Here is a 19,999-nt window from a genome sequence, read left to right on the forward strand (position 1 = left end):
GCAAAGCCTGCCAAGCGCCGAGAATCGACGCTCTTCTGCTTCCTCTGATATTTGGGTGGTGATGACCATGCAGCATCCTGTGCGTACCGAACTCTGGGCCATTCTGCGGCTGGCGGGGCCGCTGATTGCTTCGCAGTTGGCGCACATGCTGATGGTGCTCACCGACACCCTGATGATGGCGCGCCTCAGTCCCGAAGCGCTGGCCGGTGGCGGCCTCGGTGCGGCGAGCTACTCGTTCGTGTCGATTTTCTGCATCGGCGTGATTGCAGCGGTCGGCACACTGGTGGCGATTCGTCAGGGTGCCGGCGACATCATCGGCGCGGCGAGGCTGACGCAGGCCGGGTTGTGGCTGGCGTGGCTGATGGCCCTCGGCGCCGGGCTGCTGTTGTGGAACCTCAAACCGGTGTTGCTGCTGTTTGGCCAGACCGAAACCAACGTCAACGCCGCCGGGCAATTCCTCATCGCCCTGCCCTTCGCCCTGCCCGGTTATCTGAGCTTCATGGCTCTGCGCGGCTTTACCAGTGCAATCGGCCGGGCGACGCCAGTGATGGTCATCAGCCTCGCCGGCACGGTGGCCAACTTCCTGCTCAACTACGCGCTGATCACCGGCATGTTCGGCCTGCCGCAACTGGGTCTGACCGGCATCGGTCTGGTCACGGCGATTGTCGCCAACTGCATGGCACTGGCGCTGGCCTGGCATATCCGTCGGCATCCGGCTTATGACGCTTATCCGTTGCGCGCCGGTCTGTCGCGGCCGAACCGGCAATACCTGAAAGAACTCTGGCGCCTGGGCCTGCCGATTGGCGGCACCTATGCGGTGGAAGTCGGGCTGTTTGCCTTTGCCGCGTTGTGCATGGGCACCATGGGCAGTACGCAAATGGGTGCGCATCAGATCGCCCTGCAGATCGTGTCGGTGGCCTTCATGGTCCCGGCCGGGATGTCCTATGCCATCACCATGCGCGTCGGCCAACACTACGGCGCCGGGCAACTGGTCGATGCACGGATGTCCGGGCGTGTCGGTATCGCTTTCGGCGCCGTGGTGATGCTCGGCTTCGCCCTGGTGTTCTGGCTGTGGCCGAACCAGTTGGTCGGCCTGTTCCTGGACCATAATGACCCGGCGTTTGCCGAGGTGATCCGTCTGGCGGTGAGCCTGCTGGCAGTAGCGGCGTGGTTCGAGCTGTTCGACGGCACGCAGACGATTGCCATGGGCTGTATTCGCGGGCTCAAGGATGCCAAGACTACGTTTCTCGTGGGGCTGGCTTGCTATTGGCTGATTGGCGCACCGGCGGCGTGGTGGATGGCGTTCCACCTCAACTGGGGGCCGACGGGCGTCTGGTGGGGATTGGCGCTGGGCCTGGCGTGTGCGGCGGTGAGCCTGACGCTGGCGTTCGAATGGAAGATGAAGCGGATGATTCGGCGCGAGCCGCAAGCTCAAGGTTTCAACATCCCCCAGGCCGAATGAGGGTTTCCTTTGTGGGAGCGAGCCTGCTCGCGAAGACCGAGTGTCAGGCCCAGATCATTCAGCTGACATAACGCCTTCGCGAGCAGGCTCGCTCCCACGGGGATTTGTGCCGGCCGCAACAATCGTGATCAACCGACGATTTCCAAAGCCGGCTGCTGGTTCGATCCCGAGGTCAGATATTCCACCAGCTCATCCAACGGCAACGGCCGGCTGATCAGATAACCCTGCACCTGATCGCAGCCGAACCCGCGCAACAATTCCAGCTGCTCCGGCGTTTCGACGCCCTCGGCGACCACTTCCAGATGCAGGTTGTGCGCAAGGTTGATCATCGCGTGCACCAGTTTGCGGTTCTCTTCGCGCTGTTCCATGCCGCCGACAAAACTCTTGTCGATCTTCAGCAAGGTGATGGGCAGGCTGTTGAGGTGCACGAATGATGAAAACCCGGTGCCGAAATCGTCCAGGGAGAAGCGCACGCCGAGGCGGCCGAGAGCATCCATGGTCTGTTTGACCAGATCGCTGCGCCGCATTACCGCGGTTTCGGTCAGTTCGAATTCCAGCCACTGCGCCTCGACGCCGCGCTCGGCAATCAGACGGCTGAGCGTCGGCAGCAACTGGCTGTCCTGAAACTGTCGGAACGACAGGTTGATCGCCATGTGCAGTGCCGGCAGACCCTGCTCGCGCAAGGCCTGCATGTCGCGCAAGGCGCGGGAAATCACCCAGTAACCCAATGGCACGATCAGACCGCTCTGCTCGGCCAGCGGCACAAATTCACTCGGTGGCAGCAGACCGCGCTCACCGTGACGCCAGCGCACCAGCGCTTCGAGGCCGACAATCTGGCCGTCCTCAAGATTCAGGCGTGGCTGGTAATGCAGTTCCAGCTCATCGCGGCGCAACGCCCGGCGCAGTTCACTTTCGAGGTCGGCCATGCTCCGCGCGTTGCGGTTGATGCGTTCGTTGAAAATATGAAAGGTGCAGCCCTGCGTGCTCTTGGCCTGCTGCATGGCGATATGGGCGTGCCACATCAGTGGATCGGCACCGCCGTTGGCACGGGCATGGGCGATGCCAAGGCTGGAGCCGATCAGCAGGCTCTCGCCGTCGACCCAATAAGGTTCGGCCAACGCCTCAGTGATGCGTTCGGCCATCCACTCGGCGCGTTGCGGCGCGCGGCGGGTATCGATCAGCAGAGCGAATTCATCGCTGCCCAGCCGTGCCAGTTGATCGCCGGCCTCCAGCTGACTTTTCAGCCGCGCGACGACCTGCAGAATCAGACGATCCCCGGCCTGATGCCCGAGGGCGTCGTTGGCATGGCGAAAATTGTCGAGATCAAGATGGCCGAGGGCGAGACCGCGCCCGTCGCCTTCGGCAAGACGCGCAGTAAGCAGGGTCTGAAAGCCCTGGCGATTGGCGATGCCAGTCAGCGGATCCTGTTCGGCGAGACGCTGGAGAGTGTTTTCCAGCACGCCGCGCTCGCGCACATGGCGCAGGCAGCGCTGGAGCATGCCGGCGTCGAGAGCGTCGAACACCAGCCAATCGCTGACACCGACCGGCGCAGTGGCCGGTTCGTGCTCCAGCAGCAGAACGGTCGGCAGGCTGCAACGACCGGGCGGCGGTTGCAACGCTGGCAGGGTCAGCAGTACCGCGTGGCGGTTGTCTTCGAACAGGCGGCTGACCGAATCCCAGTTCGGCGCGCTGATCAGCACCGCCGCGCTCCCCATCGGAGCCAGACACTCACGCAACAACGCTGTCCACGCTGGCTCTTCGGCCAGTAGCAGCAAACGCAAGGGTTCGACAGGCGTAGACAAGCTGACTCCCTAGACTCTGCAATGATGTAGGCGGGGCATTATGCCGGTGTGCTGAACAATGACCAATGCGTTGTCTGATGACAACGGCATCGAAACGTTATTTTGTGTCACGAATGAGAACATTAGCCGCAAAATCCCCGCGCATCCTGCGTGAAAGTAACAAAACCGGCAAATTTGAATCGCGTGTTGCGTCACAAGTCGGACAGAGCAGCACAAATCGCTGAGCCTGTTAAAATGCCGGCCCATTTCGTCAACGACTCCCGAATTTTCGTATGTCCCGACTCAATCCCCGGCAGCAAGAAGCCGTGAACTACGTCGGCGGCCCTCTATTGGTGCTCGCCGGTGCTGGCTCCGGCAAGACCAGCGTGATCACGCGCAAGATCGCGCACCTGATTCAGAACTGCGGCATCCGCGCCCAGTACATCGTCGCCATGACCTTTACCAACAAGGCCGCGCGCGAAATGAAAGAGCGGGTCGGCACCCTGTTGCGTGCCGGCGAAGGACGCGGCCTGACCGTCTGCACCTTCCACAACCTGGGCCTGAACATCATCCGCAAGGAGCATGCGCGGCTGGGCTACAAACCCGGTTTCTCGATCTTCGACGAGACCGACGTCAAAGCCCTGATGACCGACATCATGCAGAAGGAATACGCAGGCGACGACGGCGTCGACGAGATCAAGAACATGATCGGCGCCTGGAAAAACGATCTGATCCTGCCCGCCCAGGCCCTGGAAAACGCGCGCAATCCCAAGGAACAGACCGCGGCGATCGTCTACACCCACTATCAGCGCACGCTCAAGGCGTTCAACGCGGTGGACTTCGATGACCTGATCCTGCTGCCGGTAAAGCTCTTCGAAGAACACGCCGACATTCTCGAAAAGTGGCAGAACAAGGTGCGGTACCTGCTCGTCGACGAATACCAGGACACCAACGCCAGCCAGTATCTGTTGGTGAAGATGCTCATCGGCAAGCGCAACCAGTTCACCGTGGTCGGCGACGACGACCAGTCGATCTATGCCTGGCGTGGCGCGCGCCCGGAAAACCTGATGCTGCTCAAGGACGACTACCCGTCCTTGAAAGTGGTCATGCTCGAGCAGAACTACCGCTCCACCAGCCGCATCCTGCGCTGCGCCAACGTGCTGATCTCGAACAATCCGCACGAATTCGAAAAACAGTTGTGGAGCGAGATGGGCCACGGCGACGAGATCCGCGTGATCCGCTGCCGCAACGAGGACGCCGAAGCCGAGCGCGTGGCCATGGAAATCCTCAGCCTGCACTTGCGCACCGACCGCCCGTACAGCGATTTCGCCATTCTCTATCGCGGTAACTACCAGGCCAAGCTGATCGAATTGAAGCTGCAGCACCACCAAGTGCCGTATCGCCTGAGCGGCGGCAACAGCTTCTTCGGTCGTCAGGAAGTGAAGGACCTGATGGCCTACTTCCGCCTGATCGTCAATCCGGATGACGACAACGCCTTCCTGCGCGTGATCAACGTGCCACGCCGCGAGATCGGCTCGACCACCCTGGAAAAGCTCGGTAACTACGCTACCGAACGCAAGATCTCGATGTACGCCGCCACCGACGAAATTGGCCTGGGCGAACATCTCGACAGCCGCTTCACCGATCGCCTGGCGCGCTTCAAGCGCTTCATGGACAAGGTCCGCGAGCAGTGCGCCGGCGAAGATCCGATTTCGGCGCTGCGCAGCATGGTCATGGACATCGACTACGAGAACTGGCTGCGCACCAACAGCTCCAGCGACAAGGCGGCGGACTACCGCATGGGCAACGTCTGGTTCCTGATCGAGGCGTTGAAAAACACCCTCGAGAAAGACGAAGACGGCGAAATGACCGTCGAAGACGCCATCGGCAAACTGGTGCTGCGTGACATGCTCGAGCGCCAGCAGGAAGAAGAGGACGGTGCCGAAGGTGTGCAGATGATGACGCTGCATGCGTCCAAAGGGCTGGAATTTCCCTACGTGTTCATCATGGGCATGGAAGAGGAAATCCTCCCGCATCGTTCCAGCATCGAAGCCGACACCATCGAAGAAGAGCGTCGCCTGGCCTATGTGGGCATCACCCGCGCCCGCCAGACCCTGGCATTCACCTTCGCTGCCAAGCGCAAGCAGTACGGTGAAATCATCGACTGCGCGCCGAGTCGCTTTCTGGATGAGCTGCCGCCGGACGATCTGGCCTGGGAAGGCAACGACGACACCCCGACTGAAGTCAAAGCCGTGCGTGGCAATAGCGCATTGGCCGATATACGCGCGATGTTAAAGCGCTAGAATCGACTACTTTTTAATCTACCTTCGGCGCCCATCGCGCCAACAGAGGAAGCTGTTGTGGAAGCACTGCACAAAAAAATCCGCGAAGAAGGCATCGTGCTTTCCGATCAGGTCCTGAAAGTCGACGCTTTCCTGAACCACCAGATCGACCCGGCCCTGATGAAGCTCATCGGTGACGAATTCGCCGCGCTGTTCAAGGATTCCGGGATCACCAAGATCGTCACCATCGAGGCCTCAGGCATCGCCCCGGCGATCATGACCGGTCTGAACCTCGGCGTGCCGGTGATCTTCGCCCGCAAGCAACAGTCGCTGACCCTGACTGAAAACCTGCTCTCGGCGACCGTCTACTCGTTCACCAAGAAGACCGAAAGCACCGTGGCCATCTCCCCGCGCCACCTGACCAGCAGCGACCGCGTGCTGATCATCGACGACTTCCTGGCCAACGGTAAGGCCTCGCAAGCGCTGATCTCGATCATCAAACAGGCCGGCGCCACCGTTGCCGGTCTGGGCATCGTCATCGAGAAGTCGTTCCAGGGCGGCCGCGCCGAACTGGACTCGCAGGGCTACCGCGTTGAGTCGCTGGCCCGGGTGCAATCGCTGAAGGATGGCGTCGTTACCTTCATCGAGTAACCAGCGGCACCGAGTTTCCCCTGTGGGAGCGAGCCTGCTCGCGAATGCATTGTGTCAGTCACCCTGTTGAGTGAATGACACACCGCTTTCGCGAGCAGGCTCGCTCCCACAGTGGGTTCTGGTGTGGGCAGTTATTGCGCGGTAGCTTTGAGGCCTGTGAGCAGCAGGCGTTGGAAAAGGTCCTCCTTCAGGCCCTCCGGATTGGTCAGCTGCATCCGCTCAAGGTGTTCCGGGAACGTTGAGGCCTCCGGCGCATCCAGCGCTGCCTTGCCCAATTCCAGAATCTCCGTCAGCTTGAACTTGCTCTTCAGCCAGTTCAGCGCCCGCAGCAGATCCCGTTCGATCACAGTGAAATCACAGCCCAGCGGATACTCCGGAAACAGGTTCGGATGTCGCGCGGCAATCGCCTGCAAGCGTTGCGGTGTGTTATCGGCAAACCGTGGATCGATACGGAAATCCTTTGGCAGCTTGCCGACTTTCTGCGCCTGTTCGATCAGCCCCGGCTGGAAGCGCGAATCGCTGATATTGAGCAGCGCTTCAATCACCGACGCGTCGGACTTACCGCGCAGGTCGGCGATGCCGTACTCGGTGACGACGATGTCGCGCAGGTGCCGCGGGATCGTGCAGTGGCCGTAGTCCCAGACGATATTGGAGCTGACTTCGCCGCCGGACTCGCGCCAGCTGCGCAGGATCAACATCGATCTCGCGCCTTCCAGTGCGTGTCCCTGAGCAACAAAGTTGTACTGCCCACCGACACCGCTGAGCACGCGTCCGTCTGCCAATTGATCAGCCACGCCGGCGCCGAGCAGAGTCATGGTGAACACTGTGTTGATGAAGCGCGCATCGATGCGCTGCAAGCGCTTGAGCTCTTCCTGGCCGTACAGCTCGTTGATGTAGCTGATACGGGTCATGTTGAATTCCAGCAGCTTGCTTTGCGGCAACTCGCGCAGCCGCTCATAGAAACTGCGCGGGCCAAGGAAGAAGCCGCCGTGCACCGAGATACCGTCGGGCTGCGCGCCTTCGTCGAGGGTACCGGCATTGGCCTGCTCCTGGGTCGGCACATCCGGATAGACCTTGCGCCGAATGATCCCGGCATCCGCCAATACCAACAGCCCGTTGACGAACATCTCGCTGCAACCGTAAAGGCCTTTGGCAAATGGCGCGGTGCCGCCCTCGCGCTGGATCAATTGCGCCCATTGGCTGAGGTTGATGTCATCCAGCACCGCCTGATAGCCGGCGTTATCGGCCTGCCGCGCGAGTAGCGCAGCAGTCAACGCATCCCCCATCGAGCCGATACCAATTTGCAATGTACCGCCATCGCGCACCAGCGCACTGGCGTGCAAACCAATGAAATGATCCTGAAAGCCCACCGGCATATTCGGCGTGGAAAACAGCGTGCTGCTGTCCTTTTCGTCGATCAGCAGATCAAACGTGTCGATATCGACTTCCGCATCGCCGGGCATGTACGGCAGATCCGTATGGACCTGGCCGACCAGCACAATGGTCTCCCCCGCTTCGCGGCGCTTGGCGATCATCGGCAGCAGGTCGAGGGTGATGTCCGGGTTGCAGCTCAGGCTCAGACGATCGGGATGCTCACTGTTGCTGGCCAGCAGTTGCGCCACAAGGTTCAGGCCCGCCGCATTGATGTCGCGGGCAGCATGGCTGTAATTGCTGCTGACGTAATCCTGCTGCGCCGGCGCGCTGTTGAGCAGACTGCCCGGCTGCATGAAGAACTGTTGGATTCGGATGTTGGCGGGCAGGCTGTCATGCTGGAGATCGGCGAGAAAATCAAACTCCGGATAATCACCAAACACGCGTTCGACGAAAGGCTCGATAAAGCGCTTCTGCAACCCATCGCCCAGATTCGGCCGACCGAGGCACAGCGCGGTATAGATCGTCAGCTGCCGCTCGGGCAGGTCCTTGATGCGCCGGTATAGCGCGTTAACGAAGTGATTCGGCTTGCCCAACCCCAGCGGCAGGCCCATGTGGATGTGCGCAGGCAAACGCGCCAGCACGTCGTCCACCGCCTGTTCGATCGAACACAACTGCACCATCTGAAGCCTCCCGCCCGTTCTATTGATAGGGGTAGACCGAGATTGCCTTGAGTTTGCTGCAAAGGACAGTGTTTGGTTTGGAGGGATCAGGGCCTGAATGAATCGGAAACCAGAAACCACAGACACAAAAAAACCGTCCGAAGACGGTTTTTTTTCAAAGCCGGCGCTGATTACAGACCGGACATCTCTTTGATCGCGCCCTTGAGCTCTTCATCGGAGCAATCGGCGCAGGTGCCTTTTGGCGGCATGGCGTTGATGCCGGTGATGGCCTTGGCGAGGATGCCGTCCAGACCACCCTGATGATCGGCCCGCTCCTTCCAGGCTGCCTTGTCGCCGATCTTCGGCGCGCCGAGCAGGCCCGTGCCGTGACAAGCGTTGCAGTGCTTGGCGATCACGTCTTTAGGGGCCTTTGCTCCGCCGCCACCGCCAGCGGTAGCAGCCACTTCCATACCCTTGCATTCCTGCCCTTGAACACACACCTGGCCGACGGGCTCGAGGCGTTTGGCGATGTCGTCATTTGTCGCAGCTTGAGCGCTGACAGCCCAGAGGGCCAGTACGGTTGCTGGTGCAGCCAGCATTTTCATAATTAGGTTCACGCGTTCACCCTCAATGGTGGCTATTCACGCCTGCGGCCACGGTTCGCAGGCGGGCGCAAGTATAGCGGGTAGGCCGCTGTACTGAAACAACCCCATGGTTAGAGGGGTCTTGTTGCCCATCGGTAAAACGGTTCTGGGGCCTTTGCCGTATTGGCTTGGCGCCTTCTGCTTAGAAATTCGCCGGCGTGGCTGCGCTGATTAGTCGCGCCGGCACGTCGAACGGGTTACGGAAACGATGCGGCTTGGTACTTTCAAAATAGTAGCTGTCGCCGGCTTCGAGGATAAAAGTTTCCAGACCCACCACCAGTTCGAGGCGGCCTTCGACCAGAATTCCGGTTTCCTCGCCCTCGTGGGTGAGCATTTCTTCGCCAGTGTCGGCGCCCGGCGGATAGATTTCGTTGAGGAAGGCGATGGCGCGGCTCGGGTGGGCGCGGCCGACCAGTTTCATGGTCACGGCGCCGTCGGAGATGTCGATCAGCTCATTGGCCTTGTAGACGATCTGGGTCGGCTGGTCCCGCAGGATCTCTTCGGAAAAGAACTCGACCATCGACATGGGAATGCCGCCGAGCACCTTTCTCAGCGAACTGATCGATGGGCTGACGCTGTTCTTTTCGATCATCGAAATGGTGCTGTTGGTGACGCCCGCGCGTTTGGCGAGTTCACGCTGGGAAAGCCCTTTGAGCTTGCGGATCGATTGCAGTCGTTCACCGACGTCCAAGGCGGGAGCCTCCTGATGTTGTAAGAATATTGAGCGTTATCATGGCGACAGCGTTCAGTATTTACAACACTTGGCCCCCGCAGCGGCGTCAACCCTCGGAATAGAGCCTTGGCACACGTTTCAGGTTGCAGAAGATCTGATACGGGATGGTATCGGCCCACTTCGCCACATCGCTGGCGAGGATGTTTTTGCCCCACAGTTCGACGTTGGAACCGAGGCCCGCTTCCGGTATGTCGGTCAGGTCGATGCAGAGCATGTCCATCGACACACGCCCCAGCAGGCGGCTGAGTTTGCCGGCCACCAGCACCGGCGTGCCGGTCGGCGCCTGACGCGGGTAACCGTCGGCGTAACCCATGGCGACCACGCCGATGCGCATCGGCTTGTCGGTGATGAATCTGGCGCCATAACCGATCGGTTCGCCGGCCGGCAATTCACGCACGCTGATGACTTTCGATTCGAGGGTCATCACCGGTTGCAGGCGTTCGGCCACGGCGTTGACTTCTTCGAAGGGGGTCGCGCCGTAGAGCATGATGCCCGGGCGTACCCAGTCGCTTTGGATTTCTGGCCAACCGAGCACGGCTGGCGAGTTGCGCAGGCTGACTTCCGCCGCCAGACCCTGACGCGCCGCTTCGAACACCGCGACCTGCTCGGCGCTGCTTTGCGCATGCAGTTCATCGGCGCGGGCGAAGTGGCTCATAAGCACGATTTTCGCCACCTTGCCGCTGGCCAGCAGACGCTGATAGGCCGCTGGATAATCTTTCGGATGCAGGCCGACGCGATGCATGCCGGAATCGAGCTTGAGCCACACCGTGATCGGTTTGCTCAGGACTGCCTGTTCGATCGCTTCGAGCTGCCACAGCGAATGCACCACGCACCAGAAATCATGCTCGACGATCAACGCCAGCTCATCGGCTTCGAAGAAGCCTTCCAGCAGCAGTACCGGCGCGCGAATTCCGGCAGCACGCAGCTCCAATGCTTCTTCGATGCAGGCCACGGCAAAACCATCCGCTTCGGCTTCCAGCGCTTGGGCGCAACGTACCGCGCCATGGCCGTAGGCGTCCGCCTTGATCACGGCGAGCGCCTTGGCGCCGGTGACTTCGCGGGCAATTCGGTAGTTGTGGCGCAGGGCTTGGAGGTCGATCAGGGCACGGGCAGGACGCATGGCGGCAGACTTCTGGGCGGTCATGGGAAGAAAAACCGGCGCTGACTGACGACGTGAACCGCCAACAGCACCGGGAGAGGGATCTGTAAAACGTTATGGCAGCGCGGCGACGATGGATATCTCCACCAGAATGCTTGGCTTGGCCATCTTCGCTTCGACGGTGGCACGGGCCGGTGCGGCGCCTTTTGGCAGCCACTGGTCCCACACCGCGTTCATCCCGGCGAAGTGCGCTTCAATGTCGTTCAGGTAGATCGTCGCCGACAACAGATGCTGCTTGTCCGTCCCGGCCAGATCGAGCAGGCGCTCGATATTGGCGAGCACCTCGCGGGTCTGCTGTTCAATTCCGGCGTCAAAGTCGTCGCCGACCTGCCCGGCCAGATACACGGTGCCATTGTGGCTGACGATCTGACTCATGCGCTCATTGGTGAGCTGGCGCTGGATTGACATGTTTTGCGGACTCCTGGGTCTGGTTGCCGTAACGGGAAATATCGAGGCCTTCGGCGCTGATCTGCGGCTTTTTCTTCGCCATCAGGTCGGCGAGCAAACGGCCGGAACCGCAGGCCATGGTCCAGCCGAGCGTGCCGTGACCGGTGTTGAGGAACAGATTCTTGAACGGCGTGGCGCCAACGATCGGCGTACCGTCCGGCGTGGTCGGGCGCAGGCCGGTCCAGAAACTCGCCTCGGCCAGATTGCCGCCCTGAGGATAAAGGTCGTTGACGATCATCTCCAGGGTTTCGCGCCGACGCGGGTTCAGCGACAGGTCAAAACCGGCGATCTCGGCCATGCCGCCGACGCGGATGCGGTTGTCGAAACGGGTGATCGCGACCTTGTAGGTCTCGTCGAGAATGGTCGACGTTGGCGCCATGTCCGGGTTGGTGATCGGCACGGTCAGCGAGTAGCCCTTGAGCGGATACACCGGGGCCTTGATGCCCAACGGCTTGAGCAGTTGCGGCGAGTAGCTGCCGAGCGCCAGCACGTAGCGGTCAGCGGTTTCCAGCTTGCCGTCAATCCACACGCCGTTGATTCGATCACCGGCGTAGTCGAGTTTCTGGATGTCCTGGCCAAAACGGAATTCCACGCCGAGCTTGCGCGCCATTTCGGCGAGGCGCGTGGTGAACATCTGGCAGTCGCCGGTCTGGTCATTGGGCAGACGCAGCGCGCCAGCGAGAATGTCAGTCACGCCTGCCAGAGCCGGTTCGACGCGGGCGATGCCGGCGCGGTCGAGGACTTCAAAGGGCACGCCGGATTCTTTCAGCACGGCGATGTCTTTGGCGGCGTTATCCAGTTGCGCCTGAGTACGGAACAACTGCGTGGTGCCGAGGCTGCGGCCTTCGTAGGCGATACCGGTTTCGGCGCGCAATTCATCGAGGCAGTCGCGGCTGTACTCGGACAGACGCACCATGCGCTCCTTGTTCACCGCGTAACGGCTGGCGGTGCAGTTGCGCAGCATTTGCGCCATCCACAGGTATTGGTCGATGTCGGCAGTGGCTTTGATCGCCAGCGGCGCGTGGCGTTGCAGCAGCCACTTGATCGCTTTGAGCGGTACGCCCGGCGCAGCCCACGGCGAGGCGTAACCCGGCGAGACCTGGCCGGCGTTGGCGAAACTGGTCTCCATGGCCGCAGCAGGCTGCCGGTCGACCACCACCACTTCAAACCCGGCACGGGCCAGATAGTAAGCACTGGCGGTACCGATGACGCCGCTACCCAAGACCATGACGCGCATTTTCAATCCCTCATCGCGGCTTTTCGCCGAACTGTTTGTTAGAGCAATGATGGGCGCAGTGTAAAAAAGAAATGCCAGTGCTTTTCACTATATAAGCGCCTATATTTGGCGACAATTCTCGGCAAAAACCCTTTTCACGGAGGCGCATCCCCTATGCGTACCAACACTCAGACCAAACGTGAGCTGGACAAGATCGACCGCAACATCCTGCGCATCCTCCAGGCGGACGGGCGGATTTCCTTTACCGAACTCGGGGAAAAGGTCGGTCTCTCGACCACGCCCTGCACCGAGCGCGTGCGGCGCCTGGAGCGCGAGGGGATCATCATGGGCTACAACGCCCGGCTCAATCCGCAGCACTTGAAGGGTAGCTTGCTGGTGTTTGTCGAGATCAGCCTCGACTACAAATCCGGCGACACATTCGAAGAATTCAGACGCGCGGTGCTGAAGCTGCCCCATGTGCTGGAGTGCCATTTGGTGTCAGGGGATTTCGACTATTTGGTGAAGGCGCGGATTTCCGAGATGGCCTCGTACCGCAAACTGCTCGGCGACATTCTGTTGAAGCTGCCACATGTGCGTGAATCGAAGAGCTATATCGTCATGGAAGAGGTGAAAGAGAGCCTTTGCCTGCCGATTCCGGACTGATCACCGCAATGATCGTTCCCACGCTCTGCGTGGGAATGCAGCCCGGGACGCTCTGCGTCCCACAGGCCGAACGCGGAGCTTCCGAAGAGGCATTCCCACGCAGAGCGTGGGAACGATCGCTTACACCAACACCTGCCGATTCGCCGCCATGTACTCGAAAATCTGCTTCTCGACCCGTGGATGTATCAACTCCACCGGCCGCCGCTCGTTCGGGCACGGCAGGGTCTTGGTCGTACCAAACAATCGACAGATCAGCGGCCGCTCTTCATACACCGTGCAGCCATTCGGCCCCAGGTGCACACAGTTGAGTTCTTCCAGCGCGGCATCCTGCTCGGCGCGGGATTTGCGCGGCAGCCGGGCCATTTCCTCGGGCGACGTGGTCACCGGGCCGCAGCAGTCGTGGCAGCCCGGCACGCAGTCGAACGTGGGGATCTGCTGACGCAGGGTGCGGATTTTCTGACTGTTGCAGCTCATCGAAACGGTGACCAAAGTGGCGGGCTGATGATTGTGCCGCAAAAGTCCGGATCCAGACACCGCAGGCCGACCGATGTTGCCCACGTTCGGGCGCGCGGCTTATGCTCCGTCAAATTTTCTCGACACTCAGCCGTTGGATGATGCCCATGACCGCCCGCGCCCCGACCACCGCGAGCCAACCCCACGTTGCCTCTTATTACGCCGCCAGCAGCCTGCAGCAGCCTGACCATCCCGTGCTGCAAGGCGAGGTGGTGGCGGATGTCTGCGTGGTCGGCGGTGGCTTTTCCGGGTTGAACACGGCGCTGGAACTGGCCGAACGCGGTTTCAGCGTAGTGTTGCTGGAAGCGCACCGGATCGGCTGGGGCGCCAGCGGTCGCAACGGCGGGCAGTTGATTCGCGGTGTCGGTCACGGCCTTGACCAGTTCGCCAATGTCATCGGTGCCGAGGGCGTGCGCGAGATGAAACTCATGGGCCTGGAAGCGGTGGAGATTGTCCGTCGGCGCGTTGAGCGTTTCGGCATTGCCTGCGACCTGACCTGGGGCTACTGCGACCTCGCCAACAAGCCTTCCGATCTCGACGGTTTTGCCGAAGATGCCGAAGAACTCCGCAGCCTGGGTTATCGCTACGAAACCCGTCTGTTGCAGGCCAGTGAAATGCACACCGTGGTCGGTTCCAAGCGCTATGTCGGCGGTTTGATCGACATGGGTTCCGGGCATCTGCACCCGCTGAATCTGGCGCTGGGCGAAGCGGCAGCGGCGCAGCAACTGGGCGTGCAATTGTTCGAGCAATCGGCAGTGACGCGCATCGATTACGGCCCCGAAGTGAAGGTGCACACCGCGCTAGGCTCGGTGCGGGCGAAGACTCTGGTGCTGGGCTGCAATGCCTATCTCCATGACCTCAACCCGCAACTGAGCGGCAAGGTCCTGCCCGCCGGCAGCTACATCATCGCCACCGAACCGCTGAGCGCAGAGCAGGCGCACAACCTGCTGCCGCAGAACATGGCGGTCTGCGACCAGCGGGTGGCGCTCGATTACTACCGGCTCTCGGCGGATCGACGTTTGTTGTTTGGTGGCGCCTGCCATTATTCAGGGCGCGATCCGAAAGACATCGGCGCCTATATGAAACCGAAGATGCTTGAAGTGTTCCCGCAACTGGCCGAGGTGAAAATCGATTATCAGTGGGGCGGAATGATCGGCATCGGTGCCAACCGCTTGCCGCAGATTGGCCGGCTCGTCGACCAGCCGAATGTGTATTACGCCCAGGCCTATTCCGGGCATGGGGTGAATGCCACGCACTTGGCCGGCAAGCTGCTGGCCGAGGCGATCAGCGGGCAGCATGGCGGCGGCTTTGATCTGTTCGCCCAGGTGCCGCACATCACCTTCCCCGGCGGCAAGCACTTGCGCTCACCGTTGTTGGCGTTGGGGATGTTGTGGCATCGGCTGAAAGAGTTGGTCTGACGAATCAGGATCGTTCCCACGCAGAGCGTGGGAACGATCTGTGGTATTCATATCCGCCAGAACGGCTTCAACCCCTCCTCCCTTGCCTGCTCCCGCGTCAACCCGACATCCTTGAGCTGCTCCGGTGTCAGGCCGAGCAATGCCTTGCGCGTGTGCAGACGATGCCAGAACAGCTCCCAGCGACTGAGGCCGGACGGCGCATTACGCAGCAGATTGCGCGCGTTGTCCTTTTGCCCTGCCGCCAGTTCCTGACTGTGCAACGTCAGCCGCACATCGCTCAAGCCGTTCATTTTCGTTGCTCCTGTTTACTTGGGTAGCCAGAGATTCCATGATGCGCGGGCGAGCAAAACCATTACAGACTCAAAGAACCAGTATTAAATCCATACAGATTTGCCGATTCGCCGACTGAATGATTGATTTTTGCCGCATCTGTACTGGTTTTCACCAAGACGCACCGAGGCCACCATGACTCTGTATGTAAACCTCGCCGAATTGCTCGGCACCCGCATCGAACAAGGCTTCTATCGTCCCGGCGACCGCTTGCCGTCGGTGCGTGCCTTGAGCGTCGAACACGGAGTCAGTCTGAGCACGGTGCAGCAGGCGTATCGCGTGCTTGAAGACAGCGGTCTGGCCACGCCAAAACCCAAGTCCGGCTATTTTGTCCCCGTAGGACGCGAATTGCCGGAGCTGCCCGCAGTAGGCCGCCCCGCGCAACGGCCGGTAGAGATTTCGCAATGGGATCAGGTGCTGGAACTCATTCGCGCCGTACCGCGCAAGGACGTCGTGCAATTGGGTCGGGGCATGCCCGATGTCGGCTCACCTACCATGAAGCCGCTGCTGCGCGGGCTGGCGCGAATCAGTCGGCGGCAGGACATGCCCGGTCTGTATTACGACAACATCCACGGCAACCTCGAACTGCGCGAACAGATCGCGCGCCTGATGCTCGATTCCGGCTGCCAGTTGAGCGCCAGCGATCTGGTGATCACCACTGGCTGCCACGAAGCGCTGTCCACCAGCATCCATGCGATCTGCGAGTCGGGCGACATCGTCGCGGTGGACTCGCCGAGTTTTCACGGCGCCATGCAGACCCTCAAAGGCCTGGGCATGAAAGCCCTGGAGATTCCCACCGACCCGCTCACCGGGATCAGCCTCGACGCCCTGGAACTGGCGCTGGAACAGTGGCCGATCAAGGCCATTCAGCTCACCCCAAACTGCAACAACCCGCTCGGCTACGTCATGCCCGAGTCGCGCAAACGCGCGTTGTTGACCCTGGCCCAGCGTTTCGACGTGGCGATCATTGAAGACGATGTGTATGGCGAGCTGGCCTATACCTACCCGCGCCCGCGTACGATCAAATCCTTCGACGAAGACGGCCGCGTGTTGCTCTGCAGCTCGTTCTCCAAGACCCTGGCGCCGGGGCTGCGCATCGGCTGGGTGGCGCCGGGCCGATATCTGGAGCGAGTGCTGCACATGAAATACATCAGCACCGGCTCCACCGCACCACAACCGCAGATCGCTATCGCCGAATTCATCAAGGCCGGCCATTTCGAGCCGCACTTGCGGCGTATGCGCATGCAGTACCAACGCAATCGTGACGCGATGATCGACTGGGTGACGCGCTATTTCCCGGCCGGCACCCGCGCCAGTCGCCCGCAGGGCAGCTTCATGCTCTGGGTGGAACTGCCGGAAGGTTTCGACACGCTGAAACTGAATCGCGCGTTGCACGATCAGGGCGTACAGATTGCTGTCGGCAGCATCTTTTCCGCCTCGGGCAAGTACCGCAATTGTTTGCGGATGAACTACGCTGCCAAACCAACAGCGCAAATCGAAGAAGCGGTGCGCAAGGTCGGCGCTGCGGCAATCAAATTACTCGCTGAGACCGACTGACCTTTTTTGCGCGCCCGGCGTCCAAATTGCCGACCTCAGCCGCCAACCGGAACGACCCTACGTGAGCTTCAGACAGCCCTTACTCGCTTTACTGATACTCGCCTCGTTCCTCAGCGGCTGCGCCAGCCTTGATGTACCGCGCGAACCGAGCCAGGCTTTGCCAGCTTCGCAATCCAGCTTCGGCCGTTCGATCCAGGCGCAGGCCGCGCCCTACAAGGGGCAGTCAGGGTTTCGCCTGCTCTCCGACAGCGGCGAGGCGTTTACTGCCAGGGCCGAGCTGATTCGTCACGCCCAGGTCAGCCTCGATTTGCAGTACTACATCGTCCACGACGGCATCAGCACGCGGATGCTGGTGGAGGAAGTGTTGAAGGCGGCCGACCGTGGCGTGCGCGTGCGCATCCTGCTCGACGACACCACCAGCGACGGCCTCGACCAGATCATCGCGACCCTTGCGGCACATCCGCAGATCCAGATTCGTTTGTTCAATCCGTTGCACCTGGGACGCAGCACCGGCGTAACACGCGCGGCCGGGCGACTGTTCAATCTGTCCGTGCAGCACCGGCGCATGCACAACAAGTTGTGGCTGGCGGACAACAGCGCGGCCATCGTCGGCGGGCGCAATCTGGGCGATGAATATTTCGACGCCGAACCCAATCTGAATTTCACCGACATCGACATGCTCAGCATCGGCCCGGTGGCCGAGCAGCTCGGACACAGTTTCGACCAGTACTGGAACAGCGCGCTGAGCAAGCCGATCGACGAATTCCTCTCCAGCCAACCGACCGCCGCCGACCTGCAAAACACGCGCACGCGCCTGGAAGAGTCGCTGGAAGAAACCCGCAAGCAGAACCACGCGCTGTATCAGCAGTTGATGAAGTTCACCACCGACCCGCGCATGGACATCTGGCGCAGAGAGCTGATCTGGGCCTGGAACCAGGCCTTGTGGGATGCGCCGAGCAAGGTCCTGTCCAAGGGCGAACCCGATCCGCATCTGCTGCTGACCACGCAACTGGCGCCGGAACTGACCGGCGTCAGCAAAGAGCTGATCATGATTTCCGCCTACTTCGTGCCGGGTCAGCCAGGGCTGGTGTACCTGACCGGGCGCGCCGATGCCGGGGTCTCAGTAAGTCTGCTGACCAATTCGCTGGAGGCTACCGACGTACCGGCGGTGCATGGCGGTTACGCGCCCTATCGCAAGGCGTTGCTTGAACACGGGGTGAAACTCTATGAGTTGCGCCGCCAGCCTGGGGATAACTACGGCAGCGGGCCACGCGTGTTCTACAGCAAGTCGTTTCGCGGCTCGGATTCCAGCCTGCACAGCAAGGCGATGATCTTTGATCGACGCAAATCGTTTATCGGTTCGTTCAATTTCGACCCGCGCTCGGTGCTGTGGAACACCGAAGTCGGCGTGCTCGTCGACAGCCCGGAACTGGCCGAGCACGTGCGCGCACTGGCACTGCAAGGCATGGCGCCGACCTTGAGTTATCAGGCGAAACTCGAGGACGGCAAGGTCGTCTGGGTCACCGAAGACAACGGCCAGATGCACACCCTGACCAAGGAACCGGGGAGCTGGTGGCGGCGCTTCAACTCATGGTTCAGCACCAGCGTCGGCCTGGAGCGGATGCTGTAAAAAGCAAAGATCGCAGCCTTCGGCAGCTCCTACAGGGCAAACGCATTTCCAACTGTAGGAGCTGCCGAAGGCTGCGATCTTTTGATCTCAAGCAGTCTGGATTTTGCCGAAGGCGCCCTGGCGCAACAACAGGATAACCAACCCGAAAGCCCCCGCCGCCATCAACAGTGGCAACGCATGCCCGTTGATCCACTGACTCCCCGCCCCCGCCGCCAATGGCCCGACCAGACAACCGACACCCCACAACTGGGCAATATGCGCATTGGCGCGCACCAGCGCATCGTCACGATAACGCTCGCCAATCAGAATCAGCGACAGGGTGAACAAGCCGCCAGCACTGGCGCCGAACAGCACCCACAGCGGCCAGATCAGCAGCGTGTCGATCAGCATCGGAATGGCCAGACTCGACAGCATCAACACCACCGCGCAACCAGCGAACAGCGTGCGCCGCGACAGGTAATCGGCCAATGCGCCGATCGGCAATTGCAGCAGCGCATCGCCGACCACCACGGTGCTGACCATGGCCAGCGCGATTTCGGCGGTGAACCCCTGTTGCAGACAATACACCGGCAGCAGCGTCAGGATCATCGCCTCGAACGCGGCGAACAACGACACCGCCCAGGCAATCGCCGGCAGCTCACGGGCGAAGCCCCACAGATCACCAAACGTGACGCTGTTGGCCTCGCTGCTCGGCGCGCCGCTGCGCCCCAGCAGCAGGAAAGGCGAGAGCGTCAGCAGACCGGCCCCGACCCAGAAACCGTAATCATGCTCGGTACCCAGCGCACCCAGCAGCAACGGACCGGACAGTTGGCTCAGCGCATAGCTGCTGCCATACACCGCCACCAGACGCCCGCGCCACTGCTCGACCACCAGCTGATTGATCCAGCTCTCGCCGAGGATGAACACGATGGTCAGGATCACACCGATCAGCAACCGCAGCAGCAACCAGATCGGATAACTCGGCAGCAGCGCCAGCAGGCCGATCGACAATGCCCCGGCCCACAGGCACAGGCGCATCAGGTTCGCCGTGCCGAAAAACGCAGCGAGATGGCTGGAAACCTTCGCCCCCAGCAACACGCCGATCGCCGGCATGGCTGCCATCACACCGATCGCGAACGAGCCGTAGCCCCAGCCCTCCAGACGCAACGACACCAGCGGCATGCTGACCCCCAGGGCCAGGCCGACACTCAAGACAGACGCCAACACGGCGAAATACGTCGCCCACCGCATGTTCCACGCTCCTGTGGATATTTTTATATGCACCACAAAATCACTGTGGGAGCGAGCCCCTGTGGCGAGGGGTTTATCCCCGTTGGGTCGCGCAGCGGCCCCAAAACCTGCAACCACGATGTACCAGGTACACCGCGTGCAATGGTTTAGCGACTGCTTCGCAGCCGAACGGGGATGAATCCCCTCACCACAGAGGCTCGCTCCCACAGGGGATCTCTGTCCGGTTCGGGAGCCTGACTGAATCAGGCTC

Annotated in this window: 17 protein-coding genes; 7 read left to right on the forward strand and 10 right to left on the reverse strand. The window is 61.2% G+C overall.

What is annotated here, in order from left to right; translation table 11 throughout:
• The first annotated feature begins 67 nt into the window (after positions 1–67).
• A complete protein-coding gene (locus AB9L16_RS25275) occupies positions 68–1,462 on the forward strand; it encodes a NorM family multidrug efflux MATE transporter (RefSeq protein WP_236167766.1) in 1,395 nt (464 codons plus the stop codon).
• A gap of 128 nt (positions 1,463–1,590) precedes the next feature.
• Here AB9L16_RS25275 and AB9L16_RS25280 read toward each other — a convergent pair whose 3' ends face one another.
• Complete coding sequence (locus tag AB9L16_RS25280; RefSeq protein WP_056791613.1) at positions 1,591–3,264, reverse strand: bifunctional diguanylate cyclase/phosphodiesterase; 1,674 nt, start codon at positions 3,262–3,264, stop codon at positions 1,591–1,593.
• A 272-nt stretch (positions 3,265–3,536) separates the two neighbouring features.
• On the opposite strand from AB9L16_RS25280, the gene rep reads away from it, so the two are divergent.
• Both rep and AB9L16_RS25290 read left to right on the forward strand, forming a co-directional pair.
• A complete protein-coding gene (gene rep, locus AB9L16_RS25285; RefSeq protein ID WP_016772574.1) occupies positions 3,537–5,546 on the forward strand; it encodes a DNA helicase Rep in 2,010 nt (669 codons plus the stop codon).
• Positions 5,547–5,603: 57 nt separating this feature from the next.
• Positions 5,604–6,176 carry a xanthine phosphoribosyltransferase gene (locus AB9L16_RS25290; RefSeq protein WP_016772573.1) on the forward strand — a complete coding sequence of 191 codons (573 nt, stop codon included), beginning with the start codon at positions 5,604–5,606 and terminating at the stop codon, positions 6,174–6,176.
• Positions 6,177–6,307: 131 nt separating this feature from the next.
• On the opposite strand, the gene AB9L16_RS25295 is transcribed toward AB9L16_RS25290, so the two are convergent.
• The 6 genes from AB9L16_RS25295 to dadA form a co-directional block, all read right to left on the reverse strand.
• Positions 6,308–8,230 (reverse strand): acetyl-CoA hydrolase/transferase C-terminal domain-containing protein, encoded by a 1,923-nt coding sequence (locus AB9L16_RS25295; protein WP_375122862.1) that lies wholly within the window; start codon positions 8,228–8,230, stop codon positions 6,308–6,310.
• A gap of 170 nt (positions 8,231–8,400) precedes the next feature.
• A complete protein-coding gene (locus AB9L16_RS25300) occupies positions 8,401–8,814 on the reverse strand; it encodes a cytochrome c5 family protein (RefSeq protein WP_039757383.1) in 414 nt (137 codons plus the stop codon).
• A gap of 181 nt (positions 8,815–8,995) precedes the next feature.
• On the reverse strand, positions 8,996–9,544 hold the full coding sequence (locus AB9L16_RS25305; protein ID WP_375122863.1) for a cupin domain-containing protein: 549 nt from the start codon (positions 9,542–9,544) through the stop codon (positions 8,996–8,998).
• 88 nt (positions 9,545–9,632) lie between these two features.
• Entirely contained in the window at positions 9,633–10,706 is a 1,074-nt protein-coding gene (alr, locus tag AB9L16_RS25310) for an alanine racemase (protein WP_252877104.1), read from the reverse strand.
• A gap of 93 nt (positions 10,707–10,799) precedes the next feature.
• Positions 10,800–11,153, reverse strand: a complete 354-nt coding sequence (locus AB9L16_RS25315; protein WP_041476645.1) for a RidA family protein — start codon at positions 11,151–11,153, stop codon at positions 10,800–10,802.
• A complete protein-coding gene (gene dadA / locus AB9L16_RS25320; RefSeq protein WP_122506211.1) occupies positions 11,125–12,429 on the reverse strand; it encodes a D-amino acid dehydrogenase in 1,305 nt (434 codons plus the stop codon). The genes AB9L16_RS25315 and dadA overlap by 29 nt, the downstream gene beginning before the upstream one ends.
• A gap of 153 nt (positions 12,430–12,582) precedes the next feature.
• On the opposite strand from dadA, the gene AB9L16_RS25325 reads away from it, so the two are divergent.
• Entirely contained in the window at positions 12,583–13,071 is a 489-nt protein-coding gene (locus AB9L16_RS25325; protein ID WP_010465173.1) for an Lrp/AsnC ligand binding domain-containing protein, read from the forward strand.
• A gap of 120 nt (positions 13,072–13,191) precedes the next feature.
• On the opposite strand, the gene AB9L16_RS25330 is transcribed toward AB9L16_RS25325, so the two are convergent.
• Complete coding sequence (locus tag AB9L16_RS25330) at positions 13,192–13,545, reverse strand: YkgJ family cysteine cluster protein (protein ID WP_041476668.1); 354 nt, start codon at positions 13,543–13,545, stop codon at positions 13,192–13,194.
• 146 nt (positions 13,546–13,691) lie between these two features.
• On the opposite strand from AB9L16_RS25330, the gene AB9L16_RS25335 reads away from it, so the two are divergent.
• Positions 13,692–15,002, forward strand: coding sequence for an NAD(P)/FAD-dependent oxidoreductase (locus AB9L16_RS25335; RefSeq protein ID WP_375122864.1), 1,311 nt, complete (start codon positions 13,692–13,694; stop codon positions 15,000–15,002).
• A 47-nt stretch (positions 15,003–15,049) separates the two neighbouring features.
• Here the strand turns inward: AB9L16_RS25335 and AB9L16_RS25340 are convergent, their stop codons facing one another.
• Positions 15,050–15,292: a DUF1127 domain-containing protein gene (locus AB9L16_RS25340; protein ID WP_150637114.1), complete on the reverse strand. Its 243-nt coding sequence runs from the start codon at positions 15,290–15,292 to the stop codon at positions 15,050–15,052.
• 175 nt (positions 15,293–15,467) lie between these two features.
• On the opposite strand from AB9L16_RS25340, the gene AB9L16_RS25345 reads away from it, so the two are divergent.
• Together AB9L16_RS25345 and AB9L16_RS25350 are read left to right on the forward strand one after the other, a co-directional pair.
• On the forward strand, positions 15,468–16,889 hold the full coding sequence (locus AB9L16_RS25345) for a PLP-dependent aminotransferase family protein (RefSeq protein ID WP_252882864.1): 1,422 nt from the start codon (positions 15,468–15,470) through the stop codon (positions 16,887–16,889).
• A 61-nt stretch (positions 16,890–16,950) separates the two neighbouring features.
• The gene (locus tag AB9L16_RS25350; RefSeq protein WP_375122866.1) at positions 16,951–18,519 is read left to right on the forward strand and encodes a phospholipase D family protein; all 1,569 of its coding nucleotides are present in this window, start codon (positions 16,951–16,953) and stop codon (positions 18,517–18,519) included.
• 87 nt (positions 18,520–18,606) lie between these two features.
• On the opposite strand, the gene AB9L16_RS25355 is transcribed toward AB9L16_RS25350, so the two are convergent.
• Entirely contained in the window at positions 18,607–19,749 is a 1,143-nt protein-coding gene (locus AB9L16_RS25355; protein ID WP_375122867.1) for an MFS transporter, read from the reverse strand.
• Positions 19,750–19,999: the final 250 nt, after the last annotated feature.

Origin of the sequence: Pseudomonas sp. LW8 (genome assembly GCF_041956865.1) — a bacterium.
GTDB lineage: Bacteria > Pseudomonadota > Gammaproteobacteria > Pseudomonadales > Pseudomonadaceae > Aquipseudomonas > Aquipseudomonas siliginis.